This is a genomic window from Arthrobacter sp. NPDC058097 (genome assembly GCF_042884885.1).
Classification (GTDB): domain Bacteria; phylum Actinomycetota; class Actinomycetes; order Actinomycetales; family Micrococcaceae; genus Arthrobacter.
The window spans coordinates 45,517-62,079 of the sequence record NZ_JBHVSZ010000003.1 but is presented as its reverse complement, the minus strand read 5'-3'; the positions used below and the strand labels follow the sequence as shown (position 1 = coordinate 62,079).

The 16,563-nt window shown below is 68.7% G+C and carries 17 protein-coding genes; 4 read left to right on the top strand and 13 right to left on the bottom strand.

The window, feature by feature from the left end; genetic code table 11:
- Positions 1-38: 38 nt before the first annotated feature.
- The 3 genes from ACFVTE_RS06810 (at position 39) to ACFVTE_RS06800 (ending at position 2,510) form a co-directional block, all read left to right on the top strand.
- Positions 39-809, top strand: coding sequence for a helix-turn-helix transcriptional regulator (locus ACFVTE_RS06810; RefSeq protein ID WP_387098478.1), 771 nt, complete (start codon positions 39-41; stop codon positions 807-809).
- Positions 810-826: 17 nt separating this feature from the next.
- A complete protein-coding gene (locus ACFVTE_RS06805; RefSeq protein WP_387098476.1) occupies positions 827-1,723 on the top strand; it encodes an aminoglycoside phosphotransferase family protein in 897 nt (298 codons plus the stop codon).
- Between the two features lie 382 nt (positions 1,724-2,105).
- A complete protein-coding gene (locus ACFVTE_RS06800) occupies positions 2,106-2,510 on the top strand; it encodes a VOC family protein (protein WP_387098474.1) in 405 nt (134 codons plus the stop codon).
- Positions 2,511-2,548: 38 nt separating this feature from the next.
- On the opposite strand, the gene ACFVTE_RS06795 is transcribed toward ACFVTE_RS06800, so the two are convergent.
- Both ACFVTE_RS06795 and ACFVTE_RS06790 read right to left on the bottom strand, forming a co-directional pair.
- Positions 2,549-3,082, bottom strand: a complete 534-nt coding sequence (locus ACFVTE_RS06795; protein WP_387098472.1) for a hypothetical protein — start codon at positions 3,080-3,082, stop codon at positions 2,549-2,551.
- Positions 3,083-3,167: 85 nt separating this feature from the next.
- Positions 3,168-4,661, bottom strand: coding sequence for an alkaline phosphatase (locus tag ACFVTE_RS06790; RefSeq protein WP_387098470.1), 1,494 nt, complete (start codon positions 4,659-4,661; stop codon positions 3,168-3,170).
- Between the two features lie 137 nt (positions 4,662-4,798).
- Between ACFVTE_RS06790 and ACFVTE_RS06785 the strand changes: the two genes are divergently transcribed.
- Entirely contained in the window at positions 4,799-5,314 is a 516-nt protein-coding gene (locus ACFVTE_RS06785) for a universal stress protein (RefSeq protein WP_387098468.1), read from the top strand.
- A 127-nt stretch (positions 5,315-5,441) separates the two neighbouring features.
- On the opposite strand, the gene ACFVTE_RS06780 is transcribed toward ACFVTE_RS06785, so the two are convergent.
- The 11 genes from ACFVTE_RS06780 to ACFVTE_RS06730 form a co-directional block, all read right to left on the bottom strand.
- Positions 5,442-6,125, bottom strand: a complete 684-nt coding sequence (locus ACFVTE_RS06780) for a helicase associated domain-containing protein (protein ID WP_387098466.1) — start codon at positions 6,123-6,125, stop codon at positions 5,442-5,444.
- Between the two features lie 2 nt (positions 6,126-6,127).
- Positions 6,128-6,544, bottom strand: coding sequence for an SRPBCC family protein (locus ACFVTE_RS06775; RefSeq protein WP_387098464.1), 417 nt, complete (start codon positions 6,542-6,544; stop codon positions 6,128-6,130).
- A 275-nt stretch (positions 6,545-6,819) separates the two neighbouring features.
- Positions 6,820-8,490, bottom strand: a complete 1,671-nt coding sequence (locus tag ACFVTE_RS06770; RefSeq protein ID WP_387098462.1) for a phosphodiester glycosidase family protein — start codon at positions 8,488-8,490, stop codon at positions 6,820-6,822.
- 2 nt (positions 8,491-8,492) lie between these two features.
- Entirely contained in the window at positions 8,493-10,028 is a 1,536-nt protein-coding gene (locus ACFVTE_RS06765; protein WP_387098460.1) for an alkaline phosphatase D family protein, read from the bottom strand.
- Positions 10,029-10,119: 91 nt separating this feature from the next.
- A complete protein-coding gene (locus ACFVTE_RS06760; RefSeq protein ID WP_387098458.1) occupies positions 10,120-10,791 on the bottom strand; it encodes a TetR/AcrR family transcriptional regulator in 672 nt (223 codons plus the stop codon).
- Positions 10,784-11,602, bottom strand: a complete 819-nt coding sequence (locus tag ACFVTE_RS06755) for a tyrosine-protein phosphatase (protein WP_387098456.1) — start codon at positions 11,600-11,602, stop codon at positions 10,784-10,786. The genes ACFVTE_RS06760 and ACFVTE_RS06755 overlap by 8 nt, the downstream gene beginning before the upstream one ends.
- 8 nt (positions 11,603-11,610) lie before the next feature.
- Complete coding sequence (gene phnE / locus ACFVTE_RS06750; RefSeq protein ID WP_387098454.1) at positions 11,611-12,486, bottom strand: phosphonate ABC transporter, permease protein PhnE; 876 nt, start codon at positions 12,484-12,486, stop codon at positions 11,611-11,613.
- Positions 12,455-13,285, bottom strand: a complete 831-nt coding sequence (gene phnC / locus ACFVTE_RS06745) for a phosphonate ABC transporter ATP-binding protein (RefSeq protein WP_387098452.1) — start codon at positions 13,283-13,285, stop codon at positions 12,455-12,457. Before phnC ends, phnE begins: the two co-directional genes overlap by 32 nt.
- Complete coding sequence (gene phnD / locus ACFVTE_RS06740) at positions 13,282-14,169, bottom strand: phosphate/phosphite/phosphonate ABC transporter substrate-binding protein (RefSeq protein ID WP_387098450.1); 888 nt, start codon at positions 14,167-14,169, stop codon at positions 13,282-13,284. The genes phnC and phnD overlap by 4 nt, the downstream gene beginning before the upstream one ends.
- Positions 14,170-14,234: 65 nt before the next feature.
- A complete protein-coding gene (locus tag ACFVTE_RS06735) occupies positions 14,235-15,194 on the bottom strand; it encodes an alpha/beta fold hydrolase (RefSeq protein ID WP_387098448.1) in 960 nt (319 codons plus the stop codon).
- A gap of 110 nt (positions 15,195-15,304) precedes the next feature.
- A complete protein-coding gene (locus ACFVTE_RS06730) occupies positions 15,305-16,504 on the bottom strand; it encodes an MFS transporter (RefSeq protein ID WP_387098446.1) in 1,200 nt (399 codons plus the stop codon).
- Positions 16,505-16,563: the final 59 nt, after the last annotated feature.

The following is a 16,563-nucleotide window of genomic DNA, read 5'->3' as shown; positions in this document are numbered from 1 at the left end:
GCCTCCCAGCCGGGCGGGCGGGCGGGTCTAATGGCAGCATGAACAAGAAAGACGACATCCGGAAGTTCCTCGTCTCCCGGCGCGCGAACGTCACGCTCGCGCAGGCCGGGCTGCCCGACTTCGGCGACGAACGGCGCGTCCCGGGGCTCCGGCGCGAGGAGGTCGCCCAACTCGCCGGCGTCAGCGTTGATTACTACACCCGGCTGGAACGCGGCAACATCCACGGTGCTTCCGAGAGCGTGCTGAACGCGATCGCCCGGGCACTGCACCTGACCGACGTCGAACGCGAACACCTGCTGGACCTCGCGCGTCCCGCCTCTGCGGCAGCAAAGGCTCCGGGAAGAACGACGGCGGCCGTCACCGTCCGCCCGTCGGTCCAGCGGGTGCTGGACAGTTTGGCGGTGCCCGCCGTCGTCTATAACGCCCGCCAGGACCTCGTCGCCGCGAACCTGCTGGGACGGGCGCTCTTCTCGCCGCACTTCGACTCGGACCGGCCCAACATGGCCCGCTTCATCTTCCTCGACTCCCGCGCGAAGGACTACTACGTGGACTGGCCGCTCGCCTGCAGCCTGACCGCCGCGATGCTCCGCTACGAGGCCGGACGGGATCCGCTCAACGCTGAGGTCACCGAACTCATCGGCGAACTCGCCACCCGCAGCCCCCAGTTCCGGAAGGACTGGGCTGACCACGACGGCCATGAGCACCGCACCGGCCGGAAGGTGTACGGCCACCCCGAGGTCGGCGACCTCGACCTCACCTACGACGTCTTCGCCCGGCTTGCCGAGCTGCTGGAGGGTACCGTCTACTGAAGTTGCGAGGAGTCTAAATGGCGGAAATGCCGCCGGCCACGGTGGAGGTGAGTGCCGCCGTCGTCCATGCCCTCCTCCGGGACCAGCGGCCCGACCTTGCCGGCCTCCCGCTGGTGCGGGTGGCCAACGGCTGGGACAACGCGACATTCCGGCTCGGTGACGACCTGGCGGTCCGGCTGCCCCGCCGGGGCGAGGCCGTGCCGCTGATCCTGCACGAGCAGCGGTACCTTCCGGGGATCGCCAGCCGGTCCCCGGTTCCGGTTCCTGTGCCCGTCCATGCCGGCCGGCCGACGTCGGACTTTCCCTGGCCGTGGAGTATCGTCCGGTGGGTTCCCGGCACCGCCGCCGTGGATGCCGGACCGGCGGACCGTGCGGCGGCCGCTGACGGCCTGGCCGGCTTTCTCAAATCGCTCCACGTGCCCGCCGACGCAAGGGTTCCGGTGAACCCTGTCCGCGGGGTGCGGCTGCTCAACCGGAGTGCGGTGGTGCTGGAACGGCTCGGGGACCGGGAGCGCTACCCGCAGGCAGCGGAGCTTGAAGCGCTGTGGGCGCACGCCTGCGCCACGCCGGCGTGGGACGGTCCGGCGATGATGCTCCACGGCGACCTGCATCCGGCCAACATCCTGCTGGCGGCCGACGGGTCGCTGGCCGGCGTGATCGACTTCGGCGACGTCGGGGCAGGGGACCCCGCCGTCGATCTCGCCGCCGGCTGGTTAATGTTCGACGCCGGCGCCCGGCAGCGCTTCATCGGCGCCTTTGGCTCTCCGGCTGGCTCCTCCGTGGACCGGGACACCTGGACGCGCGCCCGCGGCTGGGCGCTCGTCCTGTCTACCGCCATGCTTAGCAACTCCGATGACAACTCGCGGATGTTCTCGGTGGGGGAGTTTGGGGTCCGGCAGGTCCTGGCGGGCTGACGTGCTTTGACAGGCAGCCTTATAACAACTTGATAAGGCTACTTATTATTTCTCGGAATCGATCCTAAGCTTGTGGCATGGATCCGCTGGTGTCGATCATGTTGGTGTTCGCGGTGGCGCTGCTGTGGCTCGTTGTTCCGGTGCTGTTGCTCTCGAGGATCAATCGGGATGTGCGGCGGGCCGTGAGGCAGGAACGGAAAGCGCTCCGCATGAAGGAGCGCCAGAGTCACAAGAACCACGTCCCAAGGCGGGCAGTTCTGGCCCGGAAGCGTGGGCTCAAAGCTGCCAGGCGCCGTTCCGGGTCGAAACCGCCGGCGCTCCCGTCCTCCAGCTGAGCCTGAGTCATGCGCATCCACCGGCGGGCGGCGGTAGGGTGGGGCGCATGGAGATGCGCCTCGAAGTAGTGCAAGTGCCGGTCGCCGACGTGGACGCGGCAAAGTCGTTCTACGTGGAAAAGCTGGGTTTCGTCCTGGACCACGACGTGGAGCACATTCCCGGCATGAGGGTGGTGCAGCTGACGCCGCCCGGTTCCGCTGCCTCGATCGTCATCGGCACAGGCATGACCAGCATGGCACCGGGGAGCCTGGAGGGGCTGCAGCTCGTTGTGCCCGACATTGCCGAGGTGCGTGCCGAACTGCTGGAGCGCGGCGCCGGCATCAGCGAGATCCAGGACATGGGCGGAGTTCAGTTCGCCTTCCTCAGCGACCCGGACGGCAACCGCTGGGTCATCCAGGGCGCCACGCCCCCGGAGGTCAAGAGCGAGCACCTGGACCCGTTCGCTTCCTAGCCGCGAGGCACTCGCTGTCCCGTTACTCGTTGACCGACTTACTCGTTGACGAGGACGGGAACGCCCACGGCGGCGGAGACCGCCTTGCCCCGGAGGTTTGCCGGGACCGGGATGCTGAACTTTTCGGTCTCCGAGGGCGGGCCGGAGTGGCTGTGCCCGTCTTCCTCGGCGTGGTGTAAGTACCGGCCGGTGCCGAGCAGCTTGCCCTGTTTGTCGTAGAAGCCGGCGAGAACCTCCAGCTCGAGCAGGTCGCTGACGTCACTGGTGATGCGGACGGAGCCGCTTGCGGCCGCATGAGCAAATGCCAGCTGCTCCAGGACGAACCGGTCATCGAAGGGTCCCTTGACCTGGACGGCCCGGCCCATGGCGGGTTTGGCGCCCTGCAGCCCCGGCAGTTCTGGTTCCCCTGATGCGGGGACCAGGCCCGGCAGGGTCGTTTGGACGGTTGCTGCCGGACGGGGCGTTTCCGCGGCGGCCGGACCTTCCGGCTGGTTCAGCGTCCCCGCGAGGACAGCGGCCGTAGCCAGAAGCGCTGCGCCGCCGACGAGGGCGGCCTTCATTTTGTGGTGCATGTGGAGGTTTCCTGTGCTGGCAGTGATGGAGAGGTGGTTCCGGTGGCCGGGGATTGTCTCCCCGGCCACCGGTACTGCAAGGGGGTCAGCTCACCCGAAGGGCGTCGCCGACGATGGTGAAGAGATCGGTGTTGTCTACGCTGCCCTGGAGCTTTTCCGAGCCCGAGCCGAAGGAGAACACGGGGACGTCGGCTCCGGTATGGTTGCCGGAAAGGTAGGTCAGCCAGAGGCTGGCGTCCTTGGATCCGTCCTGCACGCCGGCGGCGTCATCAGGGGTACGGAAGGTGGCGGGGGCGAAGTTGTGCGGATCGCCCGAGCCGGCACCGTTGACGATGCCCGTGGAGCGGGTGGCGTCCTTGGTGTTGCCGCCGGTGCGGGTGGGCGTGGAGTTGTTGGCCGTGTTGCCGCCGTCGACATTTACCGGCGGGTTCGCGGCTTCGGCGTTCGTGAAGGAGCCCTTCTCGATGATGTTGAAGCCGGCGCACTCGTGGTCCGCGGTCACGATCACGAGGGTGTTGCCGTCGTTCTGGGCGAAGTTCATGGCCGCGGCGACGGCGTCGTCGAAGGCCTTGATCTCTTCCAGGGTCTGGGACGCGTCATTGGCGTGGGAGCGCTTGTCGATGAGTGCGCCCTCGACCTGGAGGTAGAAGCCGTTGCCCTGGCTGCCCGAGCCGAGCAGGTCGATGGACTTTTTGGTCATCTCGGCCAGGGTCGGTTCCTGGGCCTGGGGCGCCGAGGGGTTGTCCTGTTTGGACTTCTCCACGGTCAGGTTGCCCTTGTTGAACAGGCCAAACACCTTCTGGCCGTCTGCGGAGGCGAGATCCTTCTTGGTTGCTACGGTCTGGGACGCGGGGGAGCCCAGGACAGTGTAGCCCTGGTCGCGCAGTGCCTTCTCATCAGCGGTGTCGAACCGGCTCAGACCGCCGCCGAGGATGACGTCGGCGGTGCCGTTGCGGGCGATCTGGTCGGCGATCGGGGTGACGCGCAGGTCGCTGGTGGCCAGCGGGGAACCGGTGATGGCGGTGTCCTGGCAGGCGGCTGCGGAATAGACGGGTCCCTGGCAGCCGCGTGCGAGGGCATGGCTCATCTGCCCGGCGGGGGTGGCATCGGTGATTTCGGCGGTGGAGACGTTGCCGGTGCGGTATCCGGCCTGCTTCGCCTTTTCCATGAGGGTGGGCACGGAGGTTCCCTTGGCGTCCACGCCCAGCGCGGCGTTGTACGTCTTGACACCGGATGCCCACGCGGTGGCCGAGGAGGCGGAGTCGGTGACGTAGTTCGGGTGGAAGTCTTCCTGTCCGGGCTGGCCGGAGTTCTTCTCCACGGAGTAGGTGCTGACGTAGCCGTGGGCGGGCAGCTTTTCCATGTTCAGTCGGCCATCGGCGCCGTAGAAGCGCTCGCGGCCGGCGGTGACGTGGGTGCGGCCCATGCCGTCTCCCACCATGTAGATGACGTTCTTCACGCGGCCGTTGTCCCCGGCGTTGTTGGCTGCGCTGGCGGGGGAGCCAACGGCGGCCAGTCCGGCAAGGGCGGAAACCGCGATGAGCGTCGCCGATGCGGACACGGAAAATGTGCGTTTCATGTGGAGGTTCTCCCGGATGCGAGTGATGGGTGCGAATGGCACCGCTCAGACATTAGGGAGGGCACGCGATGCGGCGGTGGCCAGAAGGTGCCCGGCCGCTGGACGGAAGCTTACAGACAGATTAACCTGCTTGCGCCATGAGTGATCTTCCCTCCGACCGTTACCAGGGGTCCGCGTGGACACACGGACCCCTGATCGTCGGCGTCCCCTGGGAGCCGCCACGGCGGCTGGTTGCGCGCGCAGCCGAACTCGCGGACGGGCTGGACGTGCATCTCGTGTGTGCCTTCGTGGACCCGTCCGGCTATCTGGCCGAATTCGACGCTGCGCGCACGAGGACGGCTGGCTCAATCGACCCGCAGCCCAACAGGGAGTCGCTGTTTCCGGCAGCCGAGGTGCGGTCGGCGCTGCAGGCCGTCCTGGGCACGCCGGGAGAAACCTGGTCCCTCCGCGTGCTGAACGGGTCAGTCCCGGAAGCACTGGCACGGCTGGCCGACAGCACCGGCGCCGCGGCCATCGTCGTCGGAGGTCCCCGCTACGGCGCCCGGGCAAGCTTCAGCAGGCTGCTGGAGCGGTCCGTGTCTGCCCGGCTCGTGCGCATCCAGCGCCGCCCGGTGATTGTTGTCCCGGGGCTTCCCCGGGAGTCCCGATTCTGACCTCGCAGGTCACGTCACATGCGCATCGGGAACGCTCAAGGCCGGCCCGAAGATGTGCTCGTGGACAGTGCAGAAACCCATGACGCGTTCCACCTTGCGGGTTGACTGACCCGCGGCTGCACAGCGGTCAGTCGGCTGCGCCGTCGGACGGTTCGGCAGCGGCCTTACGGCCGGTGGGCCATCCGGGCAGGGCGGCGTCCAGCGCGCCTGAGCGTTCGGGGGAGAGGCCGCCGTGGCGGAACTTGTACCGCTGGGTGCGCAGCCATCCGCCCAGCTCCTTTTCCGGCCCGGTCACGCCGGGGGCGGTGCGCGGCCACGGATTCCCCGCGGCCAGGTAAGCGGCCAGCCGTTCCAGGTGGTCCTGCCACTTCTCGTCCGCCCTGGCCTCGCGGGGCTTGCGCCGCCAGTCGGGCAGCACGGACAGGCCTGCGCCGATGACCGGGTTCAGGATGCCCGCGTCCGCATCGCGGCGGCGGCGCCGCAGCCATTGGGCCAGTTCCCGTTCCGCCTTGTCATCGGCGTTGCGGGAGGGGTAGCGGCCTGTTGCCTCGACCATGGCGAGCAGCTGGTACAGGCGTTTGATGCCGGGCGCTCCGTGGCTGGTTGCGCTTGAAGTCGCTGCCCGGTGCTCGGTTTTCAGGCCGGGGTCCGCGGCCCTGGCCGCCGTGAGGTGGGCCGTGACGGCGGAAACCTTGACCCGGGCCAGCTCGGCGATTTTCTTCCGGGACAGGCCCCTGCGGTACAGCAGGGTCCACTCCGGATGCGCATCCCCGGGGCTCTTCAAGGGCCCGGCGCCATTCTGGTCCGGCACGGTCACGACGTCCTGTCCAGCAGTTCGGCGCGGTGCCGGGCGGCGGCCACGAAATCGTCCAGATCCTGCTGGGTAGTTGGGGAGGACCAGCGCCGGAGCGGACCGGAGGATTCGACTGTTACTTTCAGCAGTGTCCGCCCCGAGCCGGGGATGAGGGCGAATGACCGGACCACCCGTAGCAGCCGCAGCGGCAATGCGGAGGTCAAGGTCATGAGCTCGCCTGACTGCTGCCGGACCCGCGCCCTGACCGGGCGGTCCCGGCGCGGTGTGGTGAAGCGGACCGTTTCGCCGTCGCGCGGGTCCCCGTTGAGGTCTGTGATCCCTGAGTTCCAGACCGTGATGTTGCCCGCATCCGTGAGGACGTCCCACACCGTGGAGCCCCGTGCGTTGATCAGCACCTCGGATGCATGGAGAACCATTGGCCAAGGATAGCCACGGGAACCTGCGCCAGACCGGGTTTCCCCCACCTTTCATCCAACATTCACGTTCACCCCAAAGGACAAATGCGGAAAGGCCCTGCCCCGGCGAACCGGAACAGGGCCCAGTCACGGAGGCTACGGTGTGTACTGCTTGGGCAGCTTCAGGGAGCGCTCCGACATGACCTCCCGGAGCCGGTCCGGGTAGTCGGTGAGCAGGCCGTCCACCCCGGCGTCCATGGTTGTTCTCCAGTCGATGTGATGGGGATGGAAAAACTTCAGGACTTGCGGCCGGGCAGAAGGAGCAGCGCGTCGCCCACCGGGCGTTCGCCGGTGGCATCGGAGGGCGAGTTCACAACGTTGCCGTCCTGGACCATGGTGGTGGACCCGCCGCCGTCGAGGTTGATGGCGCTGACCATGCCGAGCGAGCCGGCAACGTCCGCCGCTTCCTTGATGCTCAGGCCAAGGGACGTTGTTTGGCGTCCGTCGGCGGTCACCAGCAGCGTGCGGCCCGCGGCGTCGACACCGGCGATGGTGCGCGGGTTCCGCTTGTGCACCCAGCCGTAGTAGAAACTGTTGCTGTCGCCGGAGCGGACCATGCCGTCCCGGGCGGCCGACACGTGTTCCCTGCCGTTCTCGACAAGCACGGGACCGCCGTTGACGACGTCGGTGGTGGCGCCGGGCTTCAGGGTCTTGCCGTCGCCGCTGATGAGGTCCGTTGCCACCTTCAGCCGGGAGCCCACCTTGGCCAGACCCGCGAGCCTGTCCGCGTCCGTCCCGATGGCCTGCAGGGTGTGCCCGCCGGCAGGGACAGCTGTGCCACGGACGTTGTTGACGGCGGTGACCGTTCCGTGGGCGTCCAGGACAACCTCCAGCCCGGGCCCGGACGGAGTTGAGGACCCGAACTCGGGCGTGAAGGCCACAACTTCGTCCGCGTCCGTGCACGTGAAGTCGTGCAGCGGCAGGGACGTGGGGGTATCGTCGGTGCCGCCGCAGTTCCGGATCAGGCCCGGCACGCGGTTGATGCCGTCCAGGGCCAGTTTTGAGGCGTTCCCCGGAGCACTAACCGAGCCGTCCCAGTGCAGGCGCTGGATGGAGCTCCCGTTCTTGGCGCCGATGACCAGGGAGGGCCGGTCGCCGACCGGTTCGCTGAGTACCTTGCCGTCCACGACTGAAGTGCCGGCGGGGTCGCCGGGGGCTCCGGCTTTCGGGTCCAGCACGAAGTAGCCACCGTTCACCGCCGCGAGGGCTCCCGCGGCGGATCCCAGCTGGCTGGTGGTTTCCCGGTCCTGGAGGTTCGGGCCGAAGGAGGAGGTGAGGTCTCCGCGGAACACTTTCGGATCAATGGTGAGGACCTCCAGCTTCCACTGTCCGCGGGTGTTTTCGCTGGTGCCTTCGTCGCCGTCCCAGCCGGTGTAGATCACGGAGGACGCGTAGCCGGCGGCCTTGATCTGCGCGACGGTGGCGGACCCGTCGGCTTTGGCCGGGAACTGCCCGGCGCGCACGCGGTAGCCGAGGTCTCCGCCGGCATCGGCCAGCCGCGGGGACTGGACGTGCTCGACGCGGGCGGGAATGCCTGCTGCCTGGAGCTTGCCGGCCACCGAACGGGCCTGCGCCTCGGTGGAGAGTGCTGACGCGGGCGCGTCGGGGTCGGGGGATGACGACGGGATGGCCACCTCGGCGGTCCACTGCAGGTCCGGGTTGGGGGTTCCGCGGGTGATGGAGGTCCGGGTCAGGCCCGGCGCCAGGGTGGTCACGGTCCGGTGCTCGGGCAGATCCGCGGCGCCAAGGTCCAGGCTGCCGGAAGCCACAGGAGCAGCGGTTACCTGAGCCGGGGCCGTTGGCGCGGCGGTGGAAGGACCGGCGGGGGCTACGAGGCAGGCAACGGGAAGTCCCAAAGCCAGTGCAGCGACGGCGGTCCGGCTGAGGCGGCGGTTGAAGGTACCCATGCTCAGATCCGCTCCGCGCCGGCGTGGCCGTTCCGGACCGCGAACGAGGCATCGACGACGGCGGGTGAGGCAGTATCTGCCGCCGAGGCCACCACGAGGTAGTCGCTGCGGAACTCCTCGGGCGTCACGGTGCAACGGGTCCAGCCGCGCTTGTCCGGGTTGATGTAGCGCGTATACGGGTTCGCCGGCAGGCCGTTCCTGATGGCCTGCGCCCAGCCGCAGCCCGAGCTGATGGACGTGCCGACGAACTCGGTGGCCACCACCTTTGAAGCCGGGTCGGCGTAGTCGCGCAGGAGGTCGTTGGCGAACGCGGCATGCCAGTCGCCGCTGAGGACCACGGGGTTGGCCGGACCCTGCTGGGCGATGAAGTTGGTGAGCCGGTTGCGGGAGACCACGTAGCCGTCCCACTGGTCGTGGTTGACGGACAGGGTTTCGCCGGGGTCGTAGTCGTACTGGGCCATCATGGTCTGCTGGGCGATCACGTTCCAGCGGGCGGGCGAGGAACCCAGCCCCTGGAACAGCCACTGCTCCTGCTCGTCGCCCATCAGGGTGCGGGACGGGTCGTACACGTCGGGGTGCTGCGGGCCGCCGGGGAAGTTCTCGGTCAGCTGGTCCGAACGGTACTGCCGGGTGTCCAGGACGTGGAACCGTGCGAGGTTGCCGTAGTCCAGCCGGCGGTACAGGACCATGTCCGGGCCCGTGGGCCGCTGCGGCCGGCGCAGCGGGAGGTGCTCATAGTAGGCCTGGAAGGCGTTGGCCCGCAGCTGGAGGAAACGCTCGGGATCGTTGGAGGCCTCGTTGTCCGGCTGCGACACGCCGCCGGCCCAGTTGTTCTCCACCTCGTGGTCGTCGAACGTGACGACGAACGGGAACTTCGCGTGCGCGGCCTGCAGGTCCACGGAGCTCTTGTACTTGGCGTGGTTGTTGCGGAAGTCAGCCAGGGACTCGTGGTTCCGGCCCTCGTAGGTGTAGTCGCCCACGTGCACCACGAGGTCAAGATCCTCCTGCGCCATGGTGCGGTAAGCGGCATAGCGGCCGCCGGCCCAGGACTGGCAGGACGCCAGGCCGAAGGTGACGCGGCCGGGCTCGGCGCCGGCGGCCGGTGCGGTGCGGGTGTGGCCTACCGGGCTCTCCTCGCTGCCCACCCGGAAGCGGTACCAGTAGTCCGCCGACGGCAGCAGTCCGCTGACCTCGGCGTGCACCGAGTGGGCAAGCTCGGGCGTCGCCCGCTCGCTGCCGGCCCTGACCACGTTGCGGAAGCCGGGGTCGGTGGCCACCTGCCAGATCACCTGGACCTGGTACGGTGGCATGCCGCCCATCCCGTCTGCCGCCTGCGGTTCGGGTGCCAGACGGGTCCACAGCACGATGCCGTCCGCGGTGGGGTCACCGGACGCAACGCCGAGCGTGAAGGGGTTTTGCGGGAAACGCGGATCTGCCCACGCGGGCGCTGCGGAGAAGCCGTAGACGGCGGCAGCCGCGACGGCGCCGCCGGTTGCGGCGAGGAAACCGCGCCGGGACGGAGTGAATGAACGGGACACAATGTCTCCTGAAGCAATGGGGGATGGTCCCGTCCATTCAGGCAAGGACAGTTGATCGGATCATGAATCCGCGGTGAACGCGGCCCGAACGTTACTGGCCGGTAAGTACGGGATCAGGGCGAAGAACACCTGGCGAAGCTCCGCGGAACACCAGCCGGACGGCCGCCCGAATCCGTGCCCTGGCTTCCTCCGGATCCGAGGGGGCGCGCACCACGAACTGGTAGTAGTAGAGGCCGTTGATGAGGTCGATCATGGCCTCCACGTCCACGGATTCATCAATTTCGCCGGCGGCCATGCCTCGCCGGATCTCGTCCGCGATCGGCGCTCGCCGGCGGGACACATGGCGGTCCCAGGACAATGCCCGCAACGCCTCGTTCTCCAGGCCCATGGCCACACGCTTCTTCACGAGCGTGCCCACGCGCCCCTCGACGGCGACCGAGGACTGCTCGTAGCTGTTGAGGATCGTCTCCAGAGTGGTGGCGCCGGGCACCAGTTCGACAGAGGACCGCACACTGTCCAGTGCGGCGGCAAGCAGCTCCTCCCGGCTGGCCCAGCGCCGGTAGACGGCGGCGCGGCTGACGCCGGACCGTTCCGTGATGGCGGCGATGGTCACGTCCTTCATGTCCCGTTCCAGCAGCAGGTCCGCCGTGGCTGAGAGGACGGTCGACTCCAGCGCGGTGTCGCGTGGCCGGCCCGGCCGCCGGTCGGACTGCGTCTCTGCCCGGTCGGCGAACAGGTCGGGCCGGGGCAGCGTCTCAGTCATGGGCTTCCACCAGCCGGGCACGGAGCTGACCGATGACGGCGTCGCTGAGCCCTGCCCGGCGAACCGGCTCCGCCACGCTGCCGTGCCGTTCCACCAGGATCCGCTGCATGGCATCCATCGAGGCTCCGTGCGCACCCATCATGGCGCCCTGTCCATGGCCGGCGGCAAGCTGCGACTCCGGAATGAGCTGCCCCAGGATGGCCCGGAGCCGCGGGTACAGCCGCGGCAGCCGCGCGGCGGTCACCGCATAATCCGCGGAGATGGTGTCCGGGGAGGCTCCCAGCAGGGAAAGCACGACGGCGGCGAACACTCCCGTACGGTCCTTGCCTGCCGCGCAGTGAAAGACCGTGGCGCCGTCACCCATGGCCACGAGCGTCACGCCGAGGGCCAGCTGGCGGGCCTGGGATTCCACCAGGTTCGCGTACCAGGCGCCCACGAGTTCGGGCGTTGCCGAGGCGGACATGAGCTCCCGGCTGATGTCCTCCGGCATGGACACGGAGGCGGTCAGGGCGAGGTGGTGGTAGTTGACGCCGGGCAGCGTCAGCGGCCCGCGGCCGGTCAGCAGTGCCTCCTCCGGTGAGCGGAGATCGATAACGGCGCGGACGCCGTCGTCGATCATCTGCCGCGCGAAGGCGGCGGGCATCACGGAGACGTCGTCGCTGCGCAGCAGCACGCCATGGCGGGTGGTGCCGCCGTCCACGGGAAGGCCGCCGAGGTCACGGAGGTTGACCGGCGTGAGGTCGGGTGCCAGGTTCCGGGCGGCGGGGACATCCACCCCGGAGTCGGCGCTGAGGGTCACGGTTTCCTGCATGGGTGTTCCTAACTGAGCTTGGCGCGGATCAGGGCGCTGAGGCGGTCGATGATGCTGACCAGGACGATGATGCTGAGGATGATGGCGCAGAGGTGGCCGTAGTCGTACATGCGCATGGCGGTGGTCAGCTCCAGGCCGATGCCACCGGCGCCGACGAGGCCCAGGATGGTGGCGCCGCGAACGTTGCCCTCGAACAGCAGCAACGTGTAGCTGACCAGCAGGGGAGCGGCCTGCGGCAGGATGGCGTAGGTGATGATCTGGCGCTTGTCCGCGCCGACGGCCGCCAGCGCCTCCACGGGACCGGGCTGCACGGACTCCATGGCCTCGGCGTAGATCTTGCCGATGGATCCCACGGAACCGAGCACGATGGCGAGGATGCCGGCGAACGGCCCCAGGCCCACGGCGGAGACGAACATGAGGGCGTAGATGAGCTCCGGAATGGACCGCAGCACGTTGAGGATCCAGCGGCAGCCGGCGTACACCCAGCGCGGGGCGATGTTGCTGGCCGCGCCGAAGCTCAGCAGCAGTGACACCAGCGCACCGAGGACCGTGCCCACCACCGCCATCTGCAGGGTTTCGATGAGGAGCCTGGCGATGATGCCGAACTTGTCGAACGTGGGCGGGAACAGCCGGGCGAGGAAGTCGCCCATGTTGGGCAGGCCGCTGACCAGCTTGTCCGGGTTGAGGCCGGCTCCCGCGCCCGCCCAGACAAGAACGACGGCGAGGACCGCCCAGAGCGCGGCGCCCCGGGCGGTGGGGAGGCTGAACGGGCGGGACAGCCGAAGCCGGTCGGCTTCCGGAAGCGCGTTGCCCGCGGCGGGCGCGGGAGCCGGCGGTTCAGTGTGCTGCGTTTCAGTTTTCGAGGAGCTCAGTGTCGGTGCCATAGATCTGCTGCACCTCCTTTTCGGTGATGTGGGCGGCGGAGCCGGAGAAGACGACCTCACCGGAGTGCAGGCCGAGGACGCGGTCGGCGTACCGGCGGGCGAGGCCCACGACGTGCAGGCTGACGATGACGGGGATCTGTTCCTCCCGGGCGATGTCGCGCAGCAGGCCCAGGATGTTCCCGGCCAGCCGGGGGTCCAGGGAGGCGACGGGCTCGTCTGCGAGGATGAGCCGGGGCCGCTGCATGAGGGCGCGGGCGATGGCGACGCGCTGCTGCTCGCCGCCGCTGAGGCTGCGGCAGGGCTGCTTCGCCTTGTGGGACAGGCCCACCCGGTCCAGCAGTTCCAGCGCCTGGGTCCGCTGGGCGGAGCTGAACGTTCCCAGCAGGTTGATGGGCCCGGCGGCGTGGAGTCCGCCGGTGAGCACGTTGGTGAGGGCGCTGAGCCGGGGGACCAGGTTGAAGTGCTGGAAGACATGGCCGACGTCGGAGCGCAGCTCCCGCAGCCCGGCCAGCGACTGGCGGGTGACGTCCCGCCCGGCGACGTCCAGGGCGTCGGCGGTGAAGGCAGTGGTACCGGTGAGCGTTTTCATGAGCGTGGATTTCCCGGAGCCCGAGTGGCCCAGCAGGGCAAGCACTTCGCCGGGAAATACAGTGAGGTCGACGTCGTTCAGGGCAACCTGGCTGCCGTATTCAACGCGGAGCCGGCGGCCGACGACGGTAGGGGGTGCCGCCGTCGGGCGTGCCATGGGCAGTGCCGACGGCGGGGTGGCGGCCGGGCGGGCGAGTGCGGGGCTGGTCACCGCAGGTCCTCGAGGTCCACGCCGATGGACTGGGCCACGTCCACGAGCGGTGCATAGGTGCTGAACTCGGGGTCGGCGGTGGGCTCGCCGGCGAGGCCGAGCGTCTTGGCGACCTTCGCGTTGCCGGCCATGAGCGCGGGCAGCTTTTCCTTGAGTGCGGCGCGGGCGTCTTCGTCCAGATCCTTGCGGACCACGATGGAGATGCCGACGGGGATGGGGTCGGACTTGGCGATGATCTCGACCTTGTCCTCGGTGAAGACCTTCTTCTCGAGGAACGTCGGGTACAGCTGGCGGGCGTTGCAGGCGACGTCCACGCTGCCGTTCACCATGGCCATGACGGCGGAGTCGTGGGAGCCGGCGAAGGTGCTCTTGTAGTCGGTGCCGTCGGTCAGGCCGGACTTGGCCAGGAGGGACTTCGGCATGAAGTACCCCGTGGTGGATCCGGGGTCCACGAAGGCCACCTGGCGGCCCTTGACGTCGGCCAGGGAGTTGATGCCGCTGTCCGTGCGGGTGAGGCAGAAGCTGGCAGGTTCCTTGCTGGCGCCCCAGACGAGGAGCGGGTCCACGCTGTCCGTCTTGTAGGCGAGTGCCGCGGAGAACTGGCTGAGGACGGCGACGTCCACGGAGCCGTTGCGCACGGCCTCCACCACGCCGAGGTAGTCGGCCGGCTGGAGGTTCTTGACCGTGCGGCCGGATGCCTCGCCCACCATGTTGGCGAGGTCGGCCATGATCTGCTGCTCCTCGGGATCGTCGGTGCCCGGGGGAGTGGCGAAGGTGAGTTCCTTGGAGGGGGAGTCGGAGGAGGCGCTGGCCCCGCCGGAGCATCCGGTGAGGGCGAGCAGACCAATCAGTGAAGCGGCGATGATGCCTGCACGAGCGTGCATGGAAGGGCCTTCCGTCAGGTGTTGGGGGTGACGGAATTACGAAACCACCGGTATCTGAATCGGAATTACGAGACTGCCGTACCTTGAATGTCCGGAAGTTGAACACTGGGTTGGTCGAGCAGCCGCTGCAGAAACGCCGGCTGCTCGATGTTGGCGAAGTGGCCGCAGCGGGGGATCGTCTCCAGCCGGGCGTGCGGGACGACGCCGGCCAGGCGGAACAGATCGGACGGCGGCGTGAACACGTCGCTGTCCCCGCGCGTCGCCAGCACCGGACAGCGGATGGCGCGCCACTGGTCAAAGTCGTAGTCAACGGACGCCCGGACGGCTGCATCGAAGCTGGCGGGCCGGGCATCGGCCGCAAGCCGGCGGATCACGTGGCGGGGGACGGCTGACGGGTCGGCGAACAGCGGTGACAGCACCAGCCCCATCAGCGGGGTGGCGCCGACTGCCCGGATCAGTGCCGACCCCGACGTGCCCAAGGCTGCCATGGAGCGCATGGCCAAAAGCATGCCTACGAAAGCCGGGAAACCGGGCAGGCGGCGCAGCGGCCCCTGCGCCGCCTCGGCTACGGCGAACGTGGTGGCCGAAATGGCGGCAACGCGGGCAACCCGTTCCGGCCACCTCGCGGCCAGGTGAAGTGCCAGGAAGCCGCCCATGGAATGGCCCACCAGGCTCCAGCGCCGGTAGCCGAGCGAGTCCAGTATTCCGACGACGGCGCGCCCCATCGTTTCGACGCTGAGCTCCTCCGGCCGGACGCCCGCCGTGGATTCACCCCAGCCGGGCAGGTCAACGAGCACCCGGTCGATGTCCGGAGCCTTGGCCAGCAGCGGCTCGAACGTGGTCCAAGATCCCGCGGCGCCGTGCAGGTAGACCGTCGCCGCGGTGGACGCCGGTTGCGTGCCCTGTTGCACATGCACGGTGACGGGACCCAAGCCGGTGGACACAACGTACCGCTCCAGCGCGGGCGCTCCGGTGCGGGCGGTTTCCTGCTGAATCACGGCGTCCTGCTGAATGCTGATGGTCATCTGCTGCTCCTGTGGCTCTGAAAAGCATTCGGACCAGGGGGAGGAGCGGATGGGAACCCCTACCCGCCCGTCACTACCCGGCGTCCGTTCCGTTTGTTGAGATGGTTCGGTCAGGCCACAGCAGCGAGACGGGTGCGGCAGACTGACCAGACGGCCAGGGCCACAAGAGTAAGGGCGAGGGCCGCGATCATGACGGCGGTCCAGCCGCCCGTGCTCCACAGCGGCCCGGACAAGGCGGATCCGGCCGCGCCGCCGATGAAGTTGCCCACCACCAGGGCGGTGTTGAGTCTGCTGCGCGCCGACCCCGGGAGGGTCAGGAGGCGTGTCTGACTCAGGACCAGGTTGGCCTGTGCCGCGACGTCCAGCAGGATCACGATGACGATCAGGCCGATGATGGAGCCGCTGGCGAGCCATGCGCCGGCCAGGCTAAGACTGAGCAGGACGAGTGCGGCGCCAGTGGCAGGGACGGACCACCCGCGGTCGTGGATGGCGCCGGCCCTCCGGGCGCCGAGGGCGCCGGCCAGCCCTGCCAGCCCGACCAACCCGATCTGCCCAACCGAGTACGAATACGGCGGCGAGGCCAGCAGGAACGTCAGCGAGGTCCAGAACAAGGAGAACACCGTGAAGCCGAGCGCGCTGATCAGAAGCGTCGGCGGTGCGGCCCGGTACTGCGCCACCGTAGTGAACACGGAGGCCAGCAGCCGCGGATAGCGGATGGACTCCCGGGGTTCCAGCGGAGGGATGAATGCGTACAGCACCAACGCCAGGGTCACGGCGAGGACGGCGGCGATGACGTAAATGGCACGCCAGCCGAGCGCCTCCGCAACGAGACCGCTCACGGTGCGGGAGAGCAGTACGCCGATCAAGGCGCCTGAGGCGATCGTTCCGACAACCCGGCCACGCTGCTCGGGTGCCGCAAGCTCGCTGGCCAAGGGCGAGAGGAGCTGCGCCGACACAGTGGTTAGTCCCACTCCTCCCAGAGCGGGGAGAAGGAGGCCGAAGCCCGGCGCCGCTGCCGCTCCGAGGAGCATGAGCGCTGACATCCCGAGCACGGCCGGAATCAGCCGGCGCCGGTTCACTACGTCACCGAGGGGAACCACGAGGAAGATGCCGAGCGCATAACCGATCTGGGTGACGGTGACCAACGCAGCCGCGCTTGAGGGGGTCACGCCGAACCTACCGGCAATCTCTTCGATCAGCGGCTGTGCCCAATAGAGATTTCCGACAGCGAGACCGCCGGCGACGGCGAAGACGATGGTTCGGGTCCGGTTCATGCCGGCGACAGGATTGATGACAGGAGTAGTAGACACGCATTCCATTTCAACCCCCGGGCGGCGTCTGTGGCAGTGCCGGGCTGTCATCGGTCCGG

Bases quoted from the DNA above. Each gene is read 5' to 3' on its own strand.
- ACFVTE_RS06810 (WP_387098478.1), top strand. From the start codon at position 39: ATGAACAAGAAAGACGACATCCGGAAGTTCCTCGTCTCCCGGCGCGCG.
- ACFVTE_RS06805 (WP_387098476.1), top strand. From the start codon at position 827: ATGGCGGAAATGCCGCCGGCCACGGTGGAGGTGAGTGCCGCCGTCGTC.
- ACFVTE_RS06800 (WP_387098474.1), top strand. From the start codon at position 2,106: ATGGAGATGCGCCTCGAAGTAGTGCAAGTGCCGGTCGCCGACGTGGAC.
- ACFVTE_RS06795 (WP_387098472.1), bottom strand. From the start codon at position 3,082: ATGCACCACAAAATGAAGGCCGCCCTCGTCGGCGGCGCAGCGCTTCTG.
- ACFVTE_RS06790 (WP_387098470.1), bottom strand. From the start codon at position 4,661: ATGAAACGCACATTTTCCGTGTCCGCATCGGCGACGCTCATCGCGGTT.
- ACFVTE_RS06785 (WP_387098468.1), top strand. From the start codon at position 4,799: ATGAGTGATCTTCCCTCCGACCGTTACCAGGGGTCCGCGTGGACACAC.
- ACFVTE_RS06775 (WP_387098464.1), bottom strand. From the start codon at position 6,544: ATGGTTCTCCATGCATCCGAGGTGCTGATCAACGCACGGGGCTCCACG.
- ACFVTE_RS06770 (WP_387098462.1), bottom strand. From the start codon at position 8,490: ATGGGTACCTTCAACCGCCGCCTCAGCCGGACCGCCGTCGCTGCACTG.
- ACFVTE_RS06760 (WP_387098458.1), bottom strand. From the start codon at position 10,791: ATGACTGAGACGCTGCCCCGGCCCGACCTGTTCGCCGACCGGGCAGAG.
- ACFVTE_RS06755 (WP_387098456.1), bottom strand. From the start codon at position 11,602: ATGCAGGAAACCGTGACCCTCAGCGCCGACTCCGGGGTGGATGTCCCC.
- phnE (WP_387098454.1), bottom strand. From the start codon at position 12,486: ATGGCACCGACACTGAGCTCCTCGAAAACTGAAACGCAGCACACTGAA.
- phnD (WP_387098450.1), bottom strand. From the start codon at position 14,169: ATGCACGCTCGTGCAGGCATCATCGCCGCTTCACTGATTGGTCTGCTC.
- ACFVTE_RS06735 (WP_387098448.1), bottom strand. From the start codon at position 15,194: ATGACCATCAGCATTCAGCAGGACGCCGTGATTCAGCAGGAAACCGCC.